This window comes from Enterobacter sp. QK-SA4 (assembly GCF_056856775.1).
Window position 1 is genome coordinate 2,452,636 of the sequence record NZ_JBXFXH010000007.1, and the last position, 22,704, is coordinate 2,475,339.

Annotated in this window: 4 protein-coding genes; 1 reads left to right on the plus strand and 3 read right to left on the minus strand. The window is 61.6% G+C overall.

The annotated features are described in order from the left end of the window. Window positions 1-160: 160 nt before the first annotated feature. Window positions 161-1,045, plus strand: a complete 885-nt coding sequence (locus AC1VYI_RS13255; RefSeq protein WP_032668361.1) for a helix-turn-helix domain-containing protein — start codon at window positions 161-163, stop codon at window positions 1,043-1,045. Window positions 1,046-1,080: 35 nt separating this feature from the next. Here the strand turns inward: AC1VYI_RS13255 and AC1VYI_RS13260 are convergent, their stop codons facing one another. The 3 genes from AC1VYI_RS13260 to AC1VYI_RS13270 all read right to left on the minus strand — a co-directional run bounded on the left by AC1VYI_RS13260 (window position 1,081) and on the right by AC1VYI_RS13270 (window position 22,615). Then, a complete protein-coding gene (locus AC1VYI_RS13260) occupies window positions 1,081-2,256 on the minus strand; it encodes an HlyD family type I secretion periplasmic adaptor subunit (protein WP_048978818.1) in 1,176 nt (391 codons plus the stop codon). Then, entirely contained in the window at window positions 2,253-4,433 is a 2,181-nt protein-coding gene (locus AC1VYI_RS13265) for a type I secretion system permease/ATPase (protein WP_134866291.1), read from the minus strand. Before AC1VYI_RS13265 ends, AC1VYI_RS13260 begins: the two co-directional genes overlap by 4 nt. Window positions 4,434-4,609: 176 nt before the next feature. Beyond that, entirely contained in the window at window positions 4,610-22,615 is an 18,006-nt protein-coding gene (locus AC1VYI_RS13270; RefSeq protein WP_482881730.1) for an Ig-like domain-containing protein, read from the minus strand. Window positions 22,616-22,704 lie beyond the last annotated feature (89 nt).

Below are 22,704 nucleotides of genomic sequence, written 5' to 3' on the forward strand. Positions count from 1 at the left end.
TGAACTCACAGGAACATCTTTGCGTTAATCACCGTCGTTTAAATGTACTTTTCTTTGCAAATAACAACGGCAAACATCTTATTCTCAGGGTATAATGAAAATTCCGAAAAGAAGAGTGGACACTTCATCTATCGGCTCATTCAAATACGAGAAAAATGCTATGGATAATCACATCTCATCCAGGGCCTTGCTACATCGAAGGGATGTTATAAAGAACAATCCGCGATTCGGTGAGGCAATATTAGAGCACTACACAATTAATGACACCATCTACAAAAAACAACCTTTGTTCTACAAGACAATGCTGCAGGAATCACGATTTAACATTATTCTCTCCATGTGTTGTTTTATTTTTGGAAATCAGGCCGAGTCAGTTTCAGAGATTAAAGAGCTATGCTCTCGCTATAAAATAGCCAGCCCCAACAGCGTGATTGCGATCATTACGATACTGAGAACCACCGGGCGCATCAGGACCTGGCGCTGCACGGATGATCGACGCAAAACGAGAATCGCGCCAACTGAAAAAGGACTCAATGAACTTAAGCGTTATATGTCCGGCGCTTTTTTGCCCGTCAGCATTCTTTATCCGGCATTTAATATTAATGTTAATCTGCTGGATAATGATATTTTGAGAAACAACTTCTTCCGCCGCGCGGCTGAATATCTTTTTCGGGGATTAACGTTCAGAAAGGTGTTGCCTGAGGTGGGATTATTTATTGATAAAGATGGCGGCCGTATGATTATGCTTTATATCTATCTGCAGGCCATGAAAAATAAATCCGCTCACGGTGCGGTCATTGACTATTCAGCCAGCACGCTCGCAAAAGAATTTTTTGTTTCACGCATCCACGTCAACCGAATTATCAAATCGGCACAAGAGGCGGGATATCTTAAAGATCGTGGTGATGGTCGGATGTCGATATACCCGGCGTTTATCGACCTTGTCGAAAATTATGCCGGTTTATATTTTGCGTATGTTACGCATTACATCAACGTTGTGCCTAAAGAGCGACGCCACGCTCACAACGTGACGTCAACCGTATAATCCAGCAGGCGTTCGGAGTCCCGAACGCCATTCCCCTATCGTTCCCGCAGCGCCTCTTTCGCCTTGTTTAGCGGCTTCAGCAGATAATCCAGGATGGTTTTACTGCCGGTTTTAATATCAACGGTGGCAATCATGCCCGGAAAGACCGGAAATTCCTGACCCTGCTTATTGGTCAGATGGTTACTGTCGGTACGAATATAAACGCGATAGTAGTAGACATCCCTTTTCACCTCATCCTGCAGGGTGTCCGGCGAAATCATGGTCACTTCCCCTTCCAGCCCGCCGTAAATGGAGTAGTCATAGGCCGTAATTTTCACCAGCGCTTTCTGGCCAGGATGAATAAACGCCACATCGCGCGGCGAGATTTTCGCCTCGACTACCATCTGATCGTCAAGCGGGACAAGGCTCATCAGCTTGCCGTTCGGCGGGATAACGCCTCCCACGGTCGTAACGTCAATATCCTTCACGATCCCGCGAACCGGGGCATTGAAGGTCAGCCGGGTCAGGGAGTCCTCACGCCCTTTCATCACCGAACGCTGGGCCTCAATCTCCGCATTGGCTTTTGCCAGCTCTTCACGGGCGCGAACGTAATACTGGTTTTTCATCTCGGTGATTTTATTCTCAAGCTCATTTTTTTGACGCTCAAGACGTAACACCTCAACCTTGCTGGCCGCTCCCTGGGTCACTAGCGGTCGGGTTAACGACAGCTCGCGCTGCACCAGCTCGGCGCCCTGACGCAACCCGGCCAGCCCTTTTTCGAGACTTTCACGACGGGACTGATAGAGCGCCGTTTCCTGTTTGACCAGCTCAACGTCGTCATCCAGCTCGTCCGGAAACGCGAGCTCCGTGTCGTTCACCTCGGCCTTCAGGCGCGCAGCGGTTGCCAGCGCCGCATTCAGGCGAGACTCGCTCTCCAGCACGCTCGACTCGGTTTTTGTCCGGTCAAGCTGCGCGAGCTGCTGGCCGCGTTCCACGATGTCGCCTTCGCGCACCATCAGGCTGTGGATGATGCCGCCTTCCAGAGACTGGATGACCTGCTCATGCGAAGACGGTATGACCTTGCCGCTGCCGGTCGTCACTTCATCCAGATGGAACAGGCTTGCCCAGGCGATAAACACCGCCAGCAGGGCGAACAGGGACCATGCCACCAGCGACGAGCGCGGCAGGCGCGGCTCCTTCAGTCGGCTATTGAAACGAGAGAAATCATTCATGCTGCGCCCTCCTCTGCAACCGCCGCCGGCTTCATGGTCACCGTACGCTGCGCGGCTTTCTGCGGCGCCATGCCGTGCTGGTGCAGGATCGCATCGCGCGGGCCGTCCATCACCACCTTGCCGTTTTCCAGCACGATGATGCGATCGACCAGGTCCAGAATCGGCAGGCGATGCGTCGCCACCACCAGCGTCCGGCGTTTACCCAGCCATTTGTGAAGATGCTGAATAAACTGCTTCTCGCTCATTTCGTCCAGCCAGGCGGTAGGCTCGTCCAGCAGCAGGATAGTCGGCGAGGTAATCAGGGCACGCGCCAGCAGCAGCGCCTGACGCTGGCCGCCGGAGAGGCCTGCGCCGCCCTCGTTGATGATGTAGTTCAGCCCCATTTTCTGCTTGCGCACAAACTCCAGCGCGCCGCTGTTAACCAGCGCCTGATGAATCTCATCGTCGGTGGCTAACGGGTTCCCCATCAGGATGTTGTCCCGCACGGAGCCAAAGAACAGCCGGGCCTGCTGGCTGAGCAGCTGCATGTCGCGACGCACGTCGGCCGGGTCCAGATGATTGAGGGCGATATCGTCGAGCAGGATGCTGCCCTGCTGCGGCTCCTGCATGCCCGCCAGAAGCTGTAGCAGCGTGCTTTTACCGGAGCCGTTGCGCCCGAGCACCGCCACGCGCTCTCCGGCGCGGATCTGCAGCTTGCTGATGTTGAGCACGGTTAGTTTCTCTTCCTCGTCGTAATAAAACCCGACGTCCTCAAGGCTATAGTCGCCGCGCAGGTGGGCTTTATGCACCTTCTTGCCGTGCTGCGGATCGTCAATCGGGCGCTGCATCAGGTCGTCCAGCCCCTTGCGCGCCACCTTTGCCGACTGCCAGCGCGAGAGCACGCCTGAGATCTGCGACAGCGGCGCGATGGTGCGCGATGCCAGAATCGAGGTTCCCACCAGCGCACCGGTGGTCATGTCACCGCTGATGACCAGATAACAGCCCACCAGCAGCACCACCGCATAGACGATGGACTGCACCTCCTGAGTCCAGGTGAGCAGCAGGCCCGTCAGCCAGCGCTGCTTCATGCCGACGCTGGCGGCGACGTCGTTGGTGTTGTTCCACTGGTTCTGGAAACGCTGCTCGGCGCGCATCAGCTTGATGTCCTCAATGCCCTGCACCGCTTCCACCAGCGTGGCGTTGCGGATGGCGGATTCACGCATCCCTTCGCTGGAGAGTTTCCCCAGCGGGCGCTGCACCAGCAGGCCGGGGATGAGCAGCAGCGGCACGGCGAGCAGGACCACCAGCACCAGCGGGCCGCCAATCATCCACAGAATAAAGACGAACAGCAGGAAGAACGGCAGATCGGAAATCGCCGCAATGGTGATCGAGGTGATCAGCTCGCGCACCGACTCCAGCTCGCGGATCTGGGCGATAAAGGATCCGGTTGATTTGGATCGCGCGCCGTTTTTAATCCGCAGCGCGTGGGCAAACACGCGTTCAGAAATGCGCAGGTCGGCGCGCTTCCCCACCACGTCAGAAATATGCACGCGCAGCATGCGCATGATGAATTCGAACACGATGGCAATCATCACGCCGCCAAACAGGACCCACAGCGTGGCTTCCGACTGCGACGGTACCACCCTGTCGTACACCTGCATGGAGAAAACCATGCCGGAGAGCGCCAGCACGTTGGCAACCAGCGCCACCAGCATAATGTCGCTGTAGCGTCGCCAGTCCTTCAGCGCCAGCTGCCAGAACCAGTTTTTCTCATAGGGTTTGATGTAGTCGTCCACGCGGGCATCCGGCGTGGACTCGAGCGGGCGCAGCACCATCAGCCCTTTTAACCGCGCCCCGAGCTCATCGCGCGTCAGCGTGGTCTCCAGCCCCGCGTCGCCGCTAAACTGCAGGCTGACGTTGCCTTCGCTGTCCATGCGGTTAATGACCGCGATTTGTCCGCCGGTGAATTCCGCCAGCAGTGGCAGGCGCCACGGATCGAGGGATACCGCTTCAGCCGCCACCATACGCATCCCCAGCCCAAGCTGGCGCGCCATCTCCTCCAGCACCAGCTGGCGCGGAGACTGGCTTTCATGGTTAATCGTGACCCGAACATGCTCCGCTGAGAAATCCAGCCGGTAGTGCTTCGCGATGATGAGCATGCCCTGCAGCCAGGGTTCGTACTGTGGATGTGTCTTCATAATGCTACGTCCTGTCCAGAGCGGTAATTTCGCACTGAAATGATACCTTTACGGAATGATTAAAAATCGAACACTCTCTAAACGAGCCCGCAAAATAATCTTGTGAAATATAGGGTTATCGCTATTCATGTAAAGAAACGCAAAAGGCCGCGAGGATCGCTCCCCGCGGCGTTGTTTTACGCAATTAACAGCTGATGGTTCGCCAGCAGCGTTGCCAGATCCGTCTGCACGCCGTTCAGCGTCACCAGGGTGGTTGGCGAGAACTGACCGCCGGTACCGTCCAGGTCAACCTGGATCTCGGTATTGCTGCCGTTTTGCACCACGCGGATGTAATCGCTGATATTGCCCGCGCTGCTGTCCAGCGTGGCGACGCCGTTCACGTAGCTCGCCGAGCCCGTGCCGGTATAGCCGCTGCCGGAGAGCAGATCGCGCAGGTCAATACGATCCGTGTCCGCGGTCCCTTCCCAGGTGCCGACCGTAAAGCCGTTCACCACGTCGTGACCGTTACCGCCCGTCGCATCCGAGGCGTTGATCAGCTTGTAGAGCAACGTATCGTGACCACCGCTGCCGATGTTGAAGGTGTCGTTTCCGCCGCGCCCTTCGAACTGGTTATCACCGCTGTTGCCGGTAATAACGTCGTCGTAATCCGAGCCGTTGATGCCTTCAATGTTCAACAGTCGCGTGGTACCGAACCCGGTGTTCTGCGCGGTTGAGAGGCGCAAATCAACGTTAACGCCGGAGGTCGCGTTGCGGTAATCCACCACGTCCATCCCGCCGGTGTTGCTCCAGGTGTCGTAGTCGGAGTGGGTATTCCAGCCGCCGGAGCCGTTGTAGGTATAGGTGCCGTCCTCTGCGATAAAGGTGTCGTTATACCCGGTCCCGGTGATGGTCCCGCTGTGGCCGCCGGTGGCGGCTTCGGCCGTCAGGACGTAGCCCTCTTTGCCGTTGCCCGCCTCCAGACCGCTCCAGGTGACGTTATCCGACACGCCGTTGGTGATCTTCAGGATCTCGGCCGAATAGGTTTCATTCGGATCCAGACCGTAGAAGCTCACCAGCGCAGAGGTATCGTTCGACCCGATACCGGACTGGGCGTTGATGATCTGCGAGGCCACCAGCACGCCCGCGGCGTTGTACAGATTGACCGTGTTGCCGTAGTAGGCGTTGATGCCCTCGCTGTCGACAATGTGCAGGTGCATCGCGGTGCCGTCAGCAATGGTTTTGCTGTTTTGCACCAGCACCACCTTGCCGTTCTGCTGAGAGACCAGCAGATCCTGCGCGCCGTCCCAGTTGTAGTCCACCGCCGCCACGCCGGTCGCGTAGGCAATACCGGACGCCAGCTGGCTGGAGGTCCAGGTGGAACCGTAGCCGTTGTTGGTGAACAGGGTCGCCGTCTGCGAGCCGCCGTAGGTGCTGAGCTTGATGATGTCCATCTGCCCGTCGCCGTTCCAGTCCACCGCCACCGACAGATAGCCTGCCGTGGCGTTAGAGGCTTCCACCGCGCTCTTGGTGGCAGAGAGCTTCCCGGTACCGTCGTTGTAGTAAATCACCCCGCCGTTGTTGTTGTAGCTGCTGCCCAGGTACAGATCCATGTAGCCATCGCCGTTGAAGTCCGCCCACGTCATGGACGCCGCCGTGGTGGTATCCGAGGCGTTGACCACAAACACGTTGGTCAGGTTCTGACCGATAGAGAGCGTGCCGTTACCGTTATTGTTGATCACGGTTAACGAGTACGCGCCGCTGCGGTTGGTGTGCTGGACAATATCCACCGTGCCGTCGTTGTTCAGGTCGACGCCGGAAATTTCTCGCCCGGAATCGAACTGACCGTAGAACCCGCCTTCCCCGCCGGTGCCGTCCGGCGACAGAACGCCGTTGTTGTTCACCAGGTAGGTCAGTGAGTCCATACCGGCATCGCCGTACGCCAGATCCAGATAGCCATCCCCGGTTTTATCGTAGGCGATCACGCCGCCGTACCAGATGGTGGTGCCCATCGCCAGCTGGCTGGCGTTATAGGTGCTGCCGTCGTAGGTCCACATCACCTGCGTTGACCCGGCGTAGGTGTTCTCGGTCGCGAAGATGTCCTGCGTGCCGTTACGGTCAAAGTCGGCGGCGGTCTGGCTCACCACGTAGTAGCCGCGGGTGTTGGTCAGCGTATTTCCGGCATAGCTCGAATTATCGCTGCTGGAGTAAGACTGGCCGTTAGCAATGATATTCCACAGACCGCTGCTGTTCATGCCGAGGGTCATGGTGGAGTTGTTGCTGTTCCCCGCCGTGGTTGCCCAGTCGGTATTCACCGAGGTGGTATCAATCACCAGGCTGCCGGTCGCCGTACCGGTGGTATTGCCGTTACCCGCGCTGCTCTTCACCTGCGCCGTCACGCTGTAGCTCGACACGCTCAGCGCATCGCCGTCCGGGATCTGCAGATACCAGGTGTTGTGATCCGGATCGACCACCACCGCGCCGCCGGTCTGGGAGGTGTAGGTTTTTCCGTTCACCGTAACCACCAGGTATTCACCGTTCACCAGGTCAGCGGAGACGGTACCGCTGACAATCGGCGTGGTGTCCGACGTGGTCTGCGCGGTAATCGCCGCCGTGGTGGTCGGGATGCTGGTATCGACGTTCAGCACAAAGCCGTCCGATTCCGTGTAGTTACCGGCCCTGTCGGTGACGCGCACAATGTAGGTGTGGTTGCCGTCGCTGAGGCCGTTGTCCTGGAAGGACCAGCTTGCGCTGCCGTTCATGGTCACCTGGCCGAGCAGGACCCCGTCACGATAGAGCTGCACAATTTCACCGTCGTCCGGGGCGCGGTTAAGCGTACCGTTGATCAGCGGCGAGTTATCGTCCGTTGCCACCGCACTGCCAAAGGTGCCCTGACGCTCGCCTTCGCCGTCGGTATAGCTCACGACCGTGCCTACCGTCGATGGCGGCGTGGTGTCTACCGTCACCACCTGAGATGCAGTGGAGCCGACGTTGCCCGCCTGGTCGATAATCCGCACTTGGTAGGTATAGTCCCCGTCAGGCAGATCGCGGGTATCGGTGTAGCTCCAGCGCTGGTTGGTGACCGTGGTATCGAGCCAGGTGTTCCCGCCGTCCAGGCTGATCTGCACGCGCTCGTCGTTTGCCAGCGCGCTGCCCAGCGAACCGTTGATGGTCAGCGTGGTGTCCATGGTGATGAAATCACTCCCGGACTGGCCGGTATCTTCGCTGATGCTGTCGATGGTGACGCCGTACTGCGGCGCCTGCGTATCCACCGTCACCGCCTGCGAGGTGGTGGCTCCGACGTTCCCCGCCTGGTCAACGACCCGCACCTGGTAGTTATGGCTACCGTCGGTCAGGGTACGGGTGTCGCTGTAGCTCCACTGCGTCCCGCTAACGGTGGCGTACACCCAGGTGCTGCCGCCGTCCATGCTCACCTGCACGAATTCACCCGCGCCGAGCTCTGCGCCGAGCGTTCCGTGCAGCGTGTACGAGGTCGAACTGGTCAGGAAGTCGTTATTGTCGAAGCCGGTATCCACGGTGATGTTATCCACGGTCACCGTAATCGCCGCATCCGGGGCGACCGTATCGACGATCACCTGCTGATGGGCGCTGGCCCCCACGTTGCCCGCCGCATCCACCACGCGAACGTAGTAATCATAGGTCTGGTTACCCAGCGTGCGGCTATCGACGTAGTACCAGCTGTTGCCGGTGACGATGACGTTCTGCCAGGTGACGCCGCCGTCGATGCTGATCTGGGCATATTCGCCGTCGGCCAGCGTCGCGCCGAGCGAGCCGTGCAGCGTCAGGGACGTATCGTTAGTGACAAAGTCGCTGCTGCTCAGGCCGGTATCGTCGCTGATGCTGTCGATGGCGATGGTTTTGCTGGCGTCCGGCGCAACCGTATCAATGGTCACCACCTGGCTGGCGGTGGCGCTGATATTGCCCGCGTCGTCAATCACGCGCAGCTGGTAGTTATAATCCCCGTCGGCCAGCGTGCGGCCATCGACATAGGTCCAGCTCAGGCCGCTGACGCTGACGTCTATCCAGGTAACGCCGCCGTCGAGGCTGATCTGCGCGTGGTCGCCGCTGCCCAGCGCCGCGCCGAGCGTCCCTTTCAGGCTGATCTGGTTGTCGCTGGTGATAAAGTCGCTGCCGGACAGACCCGTATCCTGGGTGATGGAATCAACCGTAATCGTCGTTGCTACAGGCATGGTCAGGTCAATCACCACGTCCTGGCTGTCCGTCGCCCCCACGTTGCCCGCGTTATCGATCACGCGCACCTGGTACTGATGCGTACCGTCCGTCAGGGTACGGCCATCGGTGTAGCGCCAGGTGGTGCCGGTCACGGTCAGGTCAATCCAGGTGGTGCCGCCGTCGAGGCTGATCTGCGCCTTCTCGTTATTGCCGAGCTGCGCGGTCAGCGAGCCGTTGACCACCACCTGAGCATCGTTGGTGATGAAATCACTCGCGCTCAGGCCGGTGTCGTTTTGCAGCGAGTCAATGCTGATGCCCATCGACGGCGCGGTGAGATCCACGGTGACGGTGTGGTTATCGCTGCCGCTGTTGCCGATGGTGTTGCTGACCTGTGCGTTAATCACGTACGAACCGCCGTCCGCCAGCGCGGTCACGTCTGCGCTGCCGACCGTATAGCTCCAGGTGCCGTCATTCTGGACGGTCGCCGTGTAGGTTTTGCCGTTCAGCGTAATGGTCACCGTCTGGCCCGCCGGGGCGTCGGTGGTACCGCTGACGACCAGCGGCGTACCGTGCTCGGCGGCGTTAACGATATCGTCCTGCGCAAAGGTGTTGATGGTGATGGTTGGGACATCGCCGTTCAGCGTCACGTCGTGCGTCGCGCTGCCCGGGTTACCCGCCTTATCGCTCACCGAAGCGGTGATGGTGTAATCCCCGTCGCTCAGGCCGAGGAAATCACGGCCCGGCACGAAGACCGACCAGGATCCGTCCGCCCCGACGGTCGCCTGATAGCTGTGCCCGTTGAAGGAGACGGTCACCGTCTGGCCCTGTTCCGCCGTGGTGGTGCCGCTGATGGTCTGACCCGCCAGCTGCTCCGCGTTGTTGACGATATCGTCATCGGCCACGGTGCTGATGGTCACGGTTGGCGCGACGGTGTCTACCGTTAAGGTGTGCGTGGTCTGGCCGTTATTACCCGCTTTATCGTTGACCGAGGCGGTCACCGTCAGCGCGCCCTGGCTCAGGGCGGCCAGGTCTGCCGCCGGCACGTCGAGCGTCCAGGTGCCGTCGTTTGCCACGGTTGCAGTGTAGGATTTGCCGCCCAGCGTCAAGGTGACGGTCTGACCCGCCTCCGCGCTGGAAGAGCCGCGCACGGTCAGCGGCTGCTGCGCTTCTGCCGCGTTCAGCATATCGTCAGCCGACAGCGTCGCAATGCTCACGACCGGCGCAGTAGTATCCACGCTGATGCCGTGCGTCGCCGACGCGCTGTTGCCCGCGCTGTCCTGCGCCGACACGGATACCTGATAGCTCGCGCCATCGGCCAGCGCGCCCACGTCGGCGGCCGGAACGGTGGTCGTCCAGCTGCCGTCGCTCTGGATGGTGGCCGTATAGCTCTTGCCGTTCAGCGTCACGGTGACCTGCGTACCGCTGGCGAACTGGGCGCTGGAGCCGTTAATCACCAGGGACGAACCGGCTTCAGCCGCGTTAATGACGTCATCTCCGCTAACGGTGTTGATGGTCAGCGCCACGGAGGCGGTGTTCACTACCACATCGTGGGTCTGGGTGCTGCTGTTGCCCGCGCTGTCGGTAATCGTCGCGCTGAGGGTCACGGTGCCGTCGTTCAGCGCGGAAATCACGCTGGCCGGCACGCCCACGCTCCAGTTACCGCTAGCGTCAACGGTGGTGGTGTACTGGTTCGAACCGATGGTGATGACCAGCTTATCGCCGACGCTCGCGCCGGTTGCGGTGCCGCTGACGATCTGCGCCTGCCCGTGCTCCACGCTGTTAATGACGTTATCGCCCGCGACGTCGTTAAAGCTGACGGTCGGCGGCGTGGTATCAAGCGTAATCGCTTTGCCCGCGCTGCCCGGGTTACCCGCGGCGTCGCTCACGCTGACCTGCACGGAGTAGCCGTTATCCGCCAGTGCGGACAGGTCTGTGCCCGGCACGTTCACGTTCCAGATACCGCCCTGCTGCACCTGCGCGGTATAGCTCTTACCGCCCAGCGTCACGGTGACCGTCTGACCGACTTCCGCCGTGGTGGTGCCGGAAATGGCCACGCCCGCAGCCGCTTCGCTGGCGTTAATCACGTTATCGCCTGCGACCGTATCGATGGTCATGGTTGGCGCGGTGGCGTCCACGCTGTACTCCCGGCCCGCCGAGGCGCTGTTGCCGTGCGCGTTGGTGACGCTCACCTGCACGCTGGCATCGCCGTCTTTAAGGCCCGCGAGATCCGCAGACGGCACGGTGGCCGTCCAGTTACCGTCGGCATCGACTTTCGCGGTGTACGTCTTGCCGCCGAAGGTGATGGTAACGGTCTGGTTTTCCTCCACGTTCGAGGTGCTGCCGGACAGCACCAGTTCCGCGCCTTTCTCCGCCGCGTTAATCACGTCGTCGGTGGCAATCGCATCGATGCTGATAGCCACTGCTGACAGATCGACGGTGACATCGTGGCTGATGCTCACCGGGTTGCCCGCCGCGCTCTGGCCTGCAGCGGTCACGGTGACCGTGCCTGCTGCCAGGGCCCCGACGTCCGCCGCCGGGATCGCCGCGCTCCAGGTGCCGTCTGCCAGCACGGAGGCCGCATAGGTTTTGCCGTTGACGGTCACGGTGAGCGTGGTGCCTGCCGCCAGCCCGTCGCTGGAGCCGGTAACGATCAGGTTCTGCCCGTGCTCAATGCTGTTGATCACATCGTCGCCCGCCACGGTATCAATGCGCAGACCCGGCAGGCTGGCGTCTATCACGATTTCGCGCTCGCCCGCGCCGGTGTTGCCGTGGCCGTTGGTGACGGTCGCCGACACGGTCAAATCACCGTTGCCCAGCGCCGTCAGGACGGATTCCGGCACGTTCACGGACCAGGTGAGATCGCTCTGAACCGTTGCGGTGTAGCTGTTGCCGCCGATAGTCACGGTTACCGTGTTGCCCGCTTCCGCGTTCGCTACCTTACCGCTGATGGTCTGGCCTGCGGCCACTTCCGCCGCGTTGATGACGTTATCGCCCGCCACGGTATTGATGGTGACGGTCGGCAGCGCGGTGTCGACCAGCAGGTTCGCCGTATTGCTGACGCTGTTGCCCACGCCGCTGGTCGCAGTCGCGCTCAGTGTGTAGTTGGCTTCGCCCAGACCCGCCAGGTCCGCCGCCGGAACGGTCAGGCTCCAGGTGCCGTCTGCCGCCGTCGTGGCCGCGTAGTTTTTGCCGTTCAGGATCACGGTCACCACGGTGCCTTCCGCGAGGTTGGCGCTGGTGCCGCTGACGCTCAGATCCTGACCTTTTTCCACCGCGTTCAGCACGTTGTCGCCGCTGATGGCGTTGAACGCCACGGACGGCAGGCCGGTATCAACGGTCACGTTATGCGTGCCGGTGCCGGTGTTGCCCGCCGCGTCGGTGACGGACGCCGTGACGGTTACGGTGCCGTCGCTGAGGCCGGAAATCACGCTGGCCGGTACGCCCACGCTCCAGTTCCCCGCCGCGTCCAGCACGGTGGTGTAGGTCTGGCCGCCGATGGTCACGGTGACCTTATCGCCCGCTGCCGCGCCGGTGGCGGTGCCGCTGACGATATGCGCCTGAGCGTGCTCAGCGATGTTAATCACGTCATCGCCCGCCACGGTGTTGATCGTCACCGCAGGAACGGTCACGTCCACCGTCAGAGTGTGATCAACCGACGCCGGGTTGCCCGCCTTGTCGCTGACGCTTGCCGTCACGGTGACGCTGCCGTCGCCGAGCGATGCCAGATCCGCCGCCGGAACGCTCAGCGTCCAGCTGCCGTCCGCGCCTGCGGTTGTGGTGTAGTCTTTGCCGTTCAGCGTCACGGTCACGGTCTGGCCCGCTTCGGCGGTGGTGGTGCCGGATACGGTCAGATCGGACTGCGCTTCTGCGGCATTCAGAATATCGTCAGCCGCAAGGGTGTTGATGGTCACGGACGGCGCGGTCGCATCCACGCTGTACTCGCGGCCCGCCGAGGCGCTGTTGCCGTTGACGTTGGTGACGCTCACCTGCACGCTGGCGTCGCCGTCCTTGAGGTGTACCAGATCCGCAGACGGCACGGTGTAAGTCCAGTTGCCGCTGTCGTCTACTGTCGCGCTATAAATTTTGCCGTTCAGGCTGATGGTCACGGTCTGCCCGGCTTCCACGTTGGTGGTCGCACCGGACAGCACCAGATCCGCGCCCTTCTCCGCCGCGTTAATTACGTCGTCGGTGGCGATGGCGTTGATGCTGATGGCAACGGTCGCCAGATCCACCGTCACGTCGTGACTGATGGTGATCGGATTGCCCGCAGAGCTGTCGCCGGTCACGCTGATTTTGACGGTGCCTTCCGGCCACGCGCTCACGTCGGTGGACGGGATCGCCGCGCTCCAGGTGCCGTCCGCCAGCACCGTGGCCGCATAGTCTTTACCGTTGACGGTGACGGTCAGCGCCGTGCCTGCCGCCAGCCCGTCGCTGGAACCGGTGACGATCAGGTTCTGCGCGTGCTCGATGGTGTTGATCACGTCATCACCCGCGACGGTGTCGACGCGCAGGCCCGGGAGGTTAGCGTCGATAGCGATCTCGCGCTCGCCGGTGCCGGTGTTGCCGTGGCCGTTGGTGACGGTCGCCGTCACGCTCAGGCTGCCGTTGCCCAGCGCGGTCAGCACGTCGGATGGCACGTTCACGGACCAGGTCAGATCGTTCTGCACCGTTGCGGTGTAGCTGTTGCCGCCAAGGGTGACGGTGACGGTATTGCCCGCTTCGGCGTTCGCCACGGTGCCGCTCAGGGTCTGGCCTGCCGCCACTTCCGCCGCGTTGATGACGTTATCGCCCGCCACGGTATTGATGGTGACGGTTGGCAGCGCGGTGTCCACCAGCAGGTTCGCGGTGTTGCTCACGCTGTTGCCTACGCCGTTGGTGGCGGTCGCGTTCAGGGTATAGTTGGCCTGGCCGAGACCGGCCAGATCCGCTGCCGGAACCGTCAGGCTCCAGGTGCCGTCTGCCGCGGTCGTCGCCGCGTAGTTTTTACCGTTGAGGGTCACGGTCACCACGGTGCCTTCCGCCAGGTTGGCGCTGGTGCCGCTGACGCTCAGATCCTGACCTTTTTCTACCGCGTTCAGGACGTTGTCATCGCTGATGGCGTTGAAGGCCACCGATGGCAGACCGGTATCAACGGTCACGTTATGCGTGCCGGTACCGGTGTTGCCCGCCGCGTCGGTGACGGACGCAGTGACGGTTACGGTGCCGTCGCTGAGGCCCGAAATCACATTCGCCGGTACGCCCACGCTCCAGTTCCCCGCGGCATCCAGCACGGTGGTGTAGGTCTGGCCGCCGATGGTGACGGTCACCTTATCGCCCGCTGCCGCGCTGGTGGCGGTGCCGCTGATGATCTGCGCCTGGCCGTGTTCTGCGATGTTAATAACATCGTCGCCCGCCACGGTATTGATGGTCACCGCGGGCGCGGTGATATCTACCGCCAGATTGTGATCCACCGACGCCGGGTTGCCCGCTTTGTCGCTGACCGATGCGGTAACGGTGACGCTGCCGTCGGTTAATCCAGCCAGATCGGCCGCCGGGACGTTCAGCGTCCAGCTACCGTCTGCGCTGACGGTTGTGGTGTAGTCTTTGCCGTTCAGCGATACGGTAACCGTCTGGCCCGCTTCGGCGGTGGTGGTGCCGGATACGGTCAGATCGCTCTTCGCTTCTGCGGCGTTCAGGATATCGTCGGTCGCCAGAGTATTGATGGTCACGGACGGCGCGGTTGCATCCACGCTGTACTCGCGGCCCGCCGAGGCGCTGTTGCCGTTAACGTTGGTGACGCTCACCTGCACGCTGGCGTCGCCGTCTTTCAGACCCGCCAGATCGGCCGCTGGCACCGTGGCGGTCCATTTGCCGTCGGCGCCGACGGTCGCGGTGTAGCTCTTGCCGCCGAAGGTGATGGTGACGGTCTGGTTTTCCTCAACGTTCGAGGTCGCCCCCGAGAGCACCAGATCCGCGCCCTTCTCGGCCGCGTTAATCACGTCATCGGTGGCGATGGCGTCAATGCTGATGGCAACGCTCGCCAGATCCACCGTCACATCGTGGCTGATGGAGACCGGGTTACCGGCGCTGCTCTGGCCCGCAACGGTCACGGTAACCGTGCCTGCACTCAGTGCGCCGACGTCCGCCGCAGGGATCGCCGCGCTCCAGGTGCCGTCCGCCAGCACGGTCGCCGGATAGGTTTTGCCGTTGACGGTCACGGTCAGCGCCGCGCCCGCCGCCAGCCCGTCGCTGGTACCGGTGATAATCAGGTTCTGCCCGTGTTCGATGCTGTTGATCACGTCGTCACCCGCCACGGTATCCACGCGCAGGCCCGGCAGATTAGCGTCTATCACGATTTCGCGCTCGCCCGTTCCGCTATTGCCCACGCCGTTCGTGACGCTGGCTGACACGGTCAAATCACCGTTGCCCAGCGCGGTCAGCACGTCGGACGGCACGTTCACGGACCAGGTGAGATCGCTCTGCACCGTTGCGGTGTAGCTGTTACCGCCAATGGTCACGGTCACGGTGTTGCCCGCTTCGGCATTCACCACTTTACCGCTGATGGTCTGCCCGGCTGCCAGCTCCGCCGCGTTAATGACGTCGTCACCCGCAATGGTGTTGACGATCACGCCCGGCAGAACGGATTCCACGTTCACGGTGTGCGACGTGCTGGTATTATTGCCGACGCTGTCCGTCGCTGAGGCGGTGACGGTATAAAGCGCCTCGCCCAGCTGACCGACCTCGTTCGCCGGAACGGTAGTCGTCCATTTTCCGTTATCGTCCACCTGCGCGCTGTACGCTTTGCCGTTCAGCATCACGGTCACCACCGCGCCTGCCGCCAGGCCGGAAGCCGTACCGGAGATCGTCAGATCCTGGGTTTTCTCGGCGTTGTTGATCACATCGTCACCGGAAACGGTGTCAATGGTCAGCACCGGCGCGGTCAGATTCACCTCTACGCCGTGCGTGGCGCTGTTGCTGTTGCCCGCTTTATCGGTCAGCGCCGCTGTAATGGTGTAATCTCCGGCGGCCAGCGCGGTAACGTCCGCCGCAGGCACGCCCACGCTCCAGTTGCCTGAGGCATCCAGAGTGGCGGTGTACGATTTGCCGTTGAGGGTGACGGTGACTACGTCGCCCGCCGCCGCACCGGTCACGGAACCCGTGACAATCAGTGCCTGCGCATGCTCGGCGCTGTTGATCACGTCGTCGTCGGAAACGGTGTGGATGGTCAGCTGCGGGACGGTGGTATCGACCAGCACGTCGCGATCCGCAGAGGCCGGGTTGCCCGCCTTATCAGACACGGCGGCGCTGATGGTGTAGTTGCCGTCGGTAATGCCGCTCAGATCCGCGGTCGGCACGGTCACGCTCCAGCTGCCGTTTGCCAGCACGGTGGTGGTGTAGTCCACGCCGTTCAACGTCACGGTGACGGTCTGGCCCGCTTCGGCGTTGGTCACGCCGTCAATAACCAGATCCTGCTGCGCTTCGGCCGCATTGATGATGTTGTTGTCGCTTACAATTTCAATAGACACCGTCGGCGCGGTGGCGTCCACGCTGTACTCGCGGCCTGCCGACGCGCTGTTGCCGTTCACGTTGGTGACGCTCACCTGCACGCTGGCATCGCCGTCCTTCAGGCTGCCCAAATCGGCGGACGGTACGGTCGCCGTCCAGTTGCCGCTGGCATCGACCGTCGCGGTGTACGATTTGCCGCCGAAGGTGATGGTGACGGTCTGGTTTTCTTCCACGTTGGAGGTAGAGCCGGACAGCACCAGGTCCGCGCCTTTCTCAGCCGCGTTGATTACGTCGTCCGAGGCAATCGGGTCAATGCTGATGGCGACTGCCGCCAGATCCACCTTCACGTCGTGGCTGATGGAAACCGGATTACCCGCCGCGCTCTGGCCTTCCACGGTCACGGTGACCGTGCCCGCATTCAGCGCGCTGACGTCTGCCGCCGGAATGGCCGCCGTCCAGGTGCCGTCCGCCAGCACGGTTGCGGCGTAGGTTTTGCCGTTGACGGTCACCGTTAACGCCGCGCCCGTTGCCAGGCCTTCGCTGGAGCCGGTAATAATCAGGTTCTGAGCGTGCTCAATGCTGTTGATCACGTCGTCGCCCGCCACGGTATCGACGCGCAGGCCAGGCAGGTTAGCGTCTATAACGATTTCGCGCTCGCCCGTTCCGGTGTTGCCGTGGCCGTTGGTGACGCTGGCTGACACGGTCAGATCGCCGTTCCCGATGGCGGTTAAGACCGTGGACGGCACGTTGACCGACCAGCTCAGATCGTCCTGAACCGTCGCGGTCCAGGTATTGCCGCCGATTGAAATCGTGACAGTGTCACCGCTCGCCGCGCAGCTCACTTTCCCGCTCAGGGTCTGCCCGGCAGCCACTTCCGCTGCGTTAATGACATCGTCCGTGGCGACAGGGTTGATGGTGACCTGCGGCAGCGCGCTGTCGACCAGCACGCTGTGGCCGGTGCTCGCGCTGTTGCCCGCCGCGTCGGTTACGCTCGCCGTCACCACGTAGCTCGCTTCGCCCAGCGCGGAGACGTTTGCCGCCGGAACGGTGATGCTCCAGCTGCCGCTGGCGTCGGTGGTGGCCGTATAACTGATACCGTTCAGGGTCACCGTAATGGTGGTTCCGTCCGGCTGGTTGCTGGTGCCGGACACCAGCAGATCCTGGCCTTTCTCAGTCGCGTTGATCACATCGTCAGCCGCCAGGGTATTGATGGCAATCACCGGCGCGGTCAGGGAGACGTCAAACTCGTGCGTCGCGCTGGTGCTGTTACCGGCTTTATCGGTGAGGGTCGCGGAGATCGTCTGCTCGCCGTTAACCAGCGCGCCCACGTCCGCCGCCGGAACGCCCACGCTCCAGCTGCCGGACGCGTCCAGCATGGCGGTATAGTCTTTGCCGTTCAGGGTCACGGTAATCACGTCGCCCGCCTGCGCGCCCGTGACCTTGCCGGAGACGATCAGCGCCTGGCCGTGCTCGGCAATATTCACGACGTCGTCGCCCGCAACGATGTTGAACGAAATCTGCGGTACGGTGGTGTCGACCAGCACCGAAGAGCCCGCGCTGGCCGGGTTGCCTGCCTTATCGGACACCGTCGCCGTGACAGCCGCGCTGCCGTCGGCGATGCCTGCCATATCCGCCGCCGGAACGTCGAGCGTCCAGCTGCCGTCCGCCTGCACCTGCGCGGTGTACTGATTGCCGTTGAAGGTCACGGTGACCGTCTGGCCCGCTTCGGCAGTAGAGGTGCCGCTCAGGGTCAGATCCTGCGCCGCCTCTGCCGCGTTCAGCATATTGTCATGGCTGATGGTGTTGATGGTCACCGTCGGCGCGGTGGTATCGACGCTGAATTCCTGCGCCGAAGACGCCGCGTTGCCGTTCACGTTGGTGACGGTTACCTGCACGCTGGCATCACCGTCTTTCAGGCCGCTCAAATCGGCTGCCGGAACGGTCCAGGTCCAGTCGCCGCTGGCATCCACCGTCGTGGTATAGGTTTTACCCGCAAAGGTAATAGTCACGGTCTGGCCCGCTTCCACGTTGGATGTGGTGCCGGAAAGCAGAAGATCCTGGCCTTTTTCCGCCGCGTTGAGCACGTTATCGTCGGTCACGCTGCTGATGGTGATGGCAACAGGCGCGAGATCGACGTCCACAACGGTGCCAATAGTCACCGGGTTGCCGGAAGCATCCTGCGCGCCTGCCTTGATATCCAGCGAACCGTCCGCCCACTGGGAGACATCGGCCGCCGGTACCGCCGCCTGCCAGGTGCCGTCCGCCAGCACCGTTGCGGAATACGCTTTACCGTTAATGGTCACGGTCACGGTGCTGCCCGCCGCCAGATCGGTGCTGGTACCGGACACAATCAGGTTCTGAGCGTGTTCAATCACGTTGATCACGTCGTCACCCGCCACGGTATCAATACGCAGTCCCGGGAGCTGGGCGTCGATGGTGAAGTCGTGAGAAGAAGAGCCGGTATTGCCGTGCGCGTTGGTCACGCTGGCGGATACGGTGAGGTCGCCGTTGCCGAGCGCGGTTAACTGGCTCTCGCTTAACTGCAGGCTCCAGGTCAGATCGTCCTGCACGGTAGCCGTGTACGTCTGGCCGCCAAGGATAATAGTGACAGTGTCACCTGCCGCCGCGTTCGTCACCTTACCGGTCAGGGTTTGCCCTGCCGCTACTTCCGCTGCGTTAACGATATTGTCGCCCGCCAGGGTGTCGATCGTTACCACCGGCAGCGAGCTGTCCACCAGCACATCGTGCGAGGTTGAGGCGCTGTTGCCTACGCTATCCGTGACGCTCGCCGTCACGGTGTAATGGGCTTCTCCCAGCGCGCTTACGGCCGAGGCCGGTACGGTCACGCTCCAGTTTCCGCTGGCGTCAGCGGTTGCGGTGTAGTGAATGCCGTTCAGGATCACCGTAATGGTCGTGCCTTCCGGCTGGTTGCTGGTGCCGGAGAGAAGCAGATCTTCGCCCTTCTCGGTCGCGTTGATCACATCGTCCGCCGCCAGCGTGTTGATACCGATGACAGGCGTCACGGTATTCACCACCACATCCAGCGAACTGCTTCCGGTATTACCGGACCTGTCGGTCACGGAGACGTCGATTGTCCAGGTGCCGTCAGTCAGCCCCTGCACGACGGACGCCGGCAGGCCAAGGCTCCAGTTCCCGGCCGCATCCACCACGGTGGTGTAGTCGACGCTGTTAATGGTGATGGTGACCAGATCGCCCGCCGCCGCACCGGTGACGGAGCCGCTCAGGATCTGCGCCTGTGAATGGGCGAGCTGGTTAACGGTGTTGGTGTCGGTGACAAAGTCGTTAATGGTCACCTGCGGTACGGTTGCGTCCACCAGACCCACGCGGTCCGCGCTGCTGGCGTTGCCCGCCACGTCGCTCACGGTGGCCGTCACGGTCACGATGCCGTCCGTCAGGGCACCCACGTCAGCCGCAGGCACGCTCAGCTGCCACGTACCGTCCGCCTGAACCGTGGTCTGATACGTTTTGCCGTTCAGCGTCACGGTGACCGTCTGGCCCGCTTCCGCAGTGCTGGTACCGCTTAAGGCTAAATCCTGCTGCGCTTCAGCCGCGTTGATGATGTTGTCGGCGGTCAGGTTATCGAGCGTAATCGCCGGAGGCTGCGTATCCACCGTGACCACGCGCGAGGCGTCGGCGCTGTTGCCGCTGACGTTAGTGACGCTGACGCTCACCTGCGCGCGCCCGTCGATCAGGCTTTCCATGGCGCTGGCGGGTACGGTCAGGCTCCAGGAGCCATCCTGCTGCACCTGCGCGGTGAAGGTCTGGTCGGCGAATTTCACCACCACGGTCTGCCCCGCCTCCACGCCCTGCGTCTGGCCGGAAAGGGTTAAATCACTGCCTTTTTCTGCCGCATTCAGCAGGTCATCGCCGGAGACGGTATCAATGGTGACCGCCACGGCGTTCAGATCGAGTTCAATCGGGTGTTCAGCCGCAACGGGATTGCCCCAGGCATCTACCGCACTGACGCTAACCGTCATGCCGCCCGCCGTCCAGGCCTGCAGGTCCGCCGCCGGAACGCCGATCTGCCAGCTGCCGCTGGCGTTAACCGCGGTGACGTACTCCACGCTGTTGATAGTGACGATAATCTGCGTGCCCGCGGCCAGATGGGTGCTGGAGCCGGTGACGCTCAGATCCTGCTGCTGTTCGATGGCGTTGATCACGTCATCACCGGAAATGGTGTTCACGCGCAGTCCCGGCAGCTCCGCGTTGATATTGATATCCCGCTCGCCGGTGCCGGTATTGCCGTGCGCGTTGGTGACGGACGCGGTGAAGGTTAAATCTCCGTCGCCGAACGCCTGAAGATCCGCTGACGGGATTTTCACGCTCCAGGTCAGATCGCTGCCAACCGTTGCGGTGTAGCTCTTGCCGCCTGCGGTGATGGAGACGGTATCGCCCGCCGCCGCGCCGGTAACGCGACCGCTGAGGGTTTGATCGACGCCCGCTTCGGCGTTATTGACCAGGTTGTCGCCCGCAAACGTATTGATAATGACCTGCGGAAGAACGGTATCAACCAGCAGATTCGCTTCGGCAGAACCGCTGTTCCCCGCGCTGTCGGTCCCGCTGACGCTGACGGTGTAAAGCGTGTTCGCCAGATTCAGAACGTCGGAAACCGGCACCTGGACCGCCCAGATACCGTTTTCGACGGTGGCCTGATAGCTGACGTTGTTCAGCGTCACGGTGACGGCAGTGCCGTCCGGCAGATTGCTGGTACCGGTCAGGCTCAGCGGCTGCATCGCCTCCTGGGCATTCAGGACGTTATCCTGGCTGATGGCGTCAATCGTAAATTCTGGCGGGTGTCCGCTCAGCGTAATGCCGTGCGTGGCGCTGCCGGTGTTGCCTGCCGCGTCAGTGACGGAAACCGAAAGCGTGTGGTTGCCTTCACCCAGCGCGCCCAGCACGGACGCCGGAACGCCCACGCTCCAGCTGCCGTCCGCCAGCACCACGCCGGTGAAGGTCTGGCCGCCAAGGGTCACGGTGACCACATCGCCCGCGGCGGCACCGCTCGCCTGGCCAGAAATAATGTGCGCCTGGCCCTGCTCGCTGATATTGAGGATATCGTCGCCCGCCACGGTATGGATGGTGACGACCGGCGCGGCGGTATCCACCGTGAAATCTGCCGTCACGGACGAGCCGTTGCCCGCTTTGTCGCTCACGTTAACCGTCAGGGTGTGATTACCCTCATTGAGCGCCTGCACGTCGTTCACATCAAGCGTGACGGACCAGGTGCCGTCGCTGCCCACCGTGGCGTTATAGTTTTTACCGTTCAGGGTGACCGTGACGATCTGACCGGCTTCCGCATTCGTTTTACCGGTCAGGGTCAGCGGCTGGTTGTGCTCAGCCGCATTAATGATGTTGTCCTGCGCGAGGGTATCGACAGAGAGGGTTGGCGCGGTGGTATCCACGCCAATCGTCTGGCTTCCGCTGACGGTGTTACCCGCCGCGTCTTTACCGCTCACGCTAACCGTCCAGGTTCCGTCGCCCAGCGCCTGCGCGTCCGCCGCAGGCACGTTAACACTCCACGCGCCGTCTGCCCCGACTTCAGCCGCGTAGGTTTTGCCGTTCAGCGTCACGGTGAGTTCGGTACCCTGCGCCAGGTTTTTGCTGGCACCGGAAAGCGTAAAGCCCGCAGATTGCTCGCTGGCGTTCAGCACGTTATCGCCCGCCGTGGTGGCCAGCGTAATGGCGGCATCGGCGGTAGAGACCGTCACGGTGATACTGCCCGCAGAGGTGGTTTTACTGCCGTCGATCTGCACGACCGACCAGGTGTGCTCCCCGTCCGTCTGGGTCGGTAATATTACCGTCCACGTGCCGTCTGTACCGACCATGGTGCTGGCAATGGTGCTGCCGCTGCTGTCTTTGATCTGGATGGTCGCGCCCGGCTGGCCGGTACCGCTAAAGGTTGGGGTGCTGTCGTCCGTGATCTCGTTTGCGCTCAGCACGCCCTGCTTGTCACCCGCTTTATCCGACAGCAAGAAGGTCGGCGTGGCGCTTTCAACTTCTTTCGTATTATCAATGACTTTTGTTTTAGTTTCGCCGTCACCGCCGTTTGCCAGCAGAGCCCCGATGGCACCGCCGCCTAACGCCGCTCCCGCAATCCAGCCCCACGGCGCGTCGCTTAAAACGCTTTCCTGCTCGAGGAAAGGTTGAATGCTGCTAATCGGTGTGGCCTGCGCGGTTAATTCAGTCACCGCAGCGCCTGACGCTTCCCCGGCATCGGCAAAAGAAATATGCGTCAGTTCCTGACGGTCGTTGAACACCAGCTCTGACTGATTATGCGTTTCTGGATCTTCTGCGAAATAGTTATTGCAGCGAATAACGCTGCCATCTTTCATATAAATGAGGAGGTCTTTACCCTGGCGGACATAGCGCGCCACATCCTGAGCAGAGCCCTGGATTTCAATCACGCTCGGCGATGAAATAGAGACCGACAAATTTCCTTCGCCGGTTAATTTAGTTTTCTCCGCCGTTTTGCGAATGATGACATCAACAACTTTTATGTTACTCATATTCTTCTCCTTGCAGGTGTACGGATTCCTGTGGATATGTCCACCAGACGGATGTAGCTATCCCTGGGAAAAAACACCCATTATTTTCA

Excerpts from the sequence above, each read along its gene's own strand:
- AC1VYI_RS13265 (WP_134866291.1), bottom strand. The coding sequence starts at position 4,433 with ATGAAGACACATCCACAGTACGAACCCTGGCTGCAGGGCATGCTCATC.
- AC1VYI_RS13270 (WP_482881730.1), bottom strand. The coding sequence starts at position 22,615 with ATGAGTAACATAAAAGTTGTTGATGTCATCATTCGCAAAACGGCGGAG.
- AC1VYI_RS13260 (WP_048978818.1), bottom strand. The coding sequence starts at position 2,256 with ATGAATGATTTCTCTCGTTTCAATAGCCGACTGAAGGAGCCGCGCCTG.
- AC1VYI_RS13255 (WP_032668361.1), top strand. The coding sequence starts at position 161 with ATGGATAATCACATCTCATCCAGGGCCTTGCTACATCGAAGGGATGTT.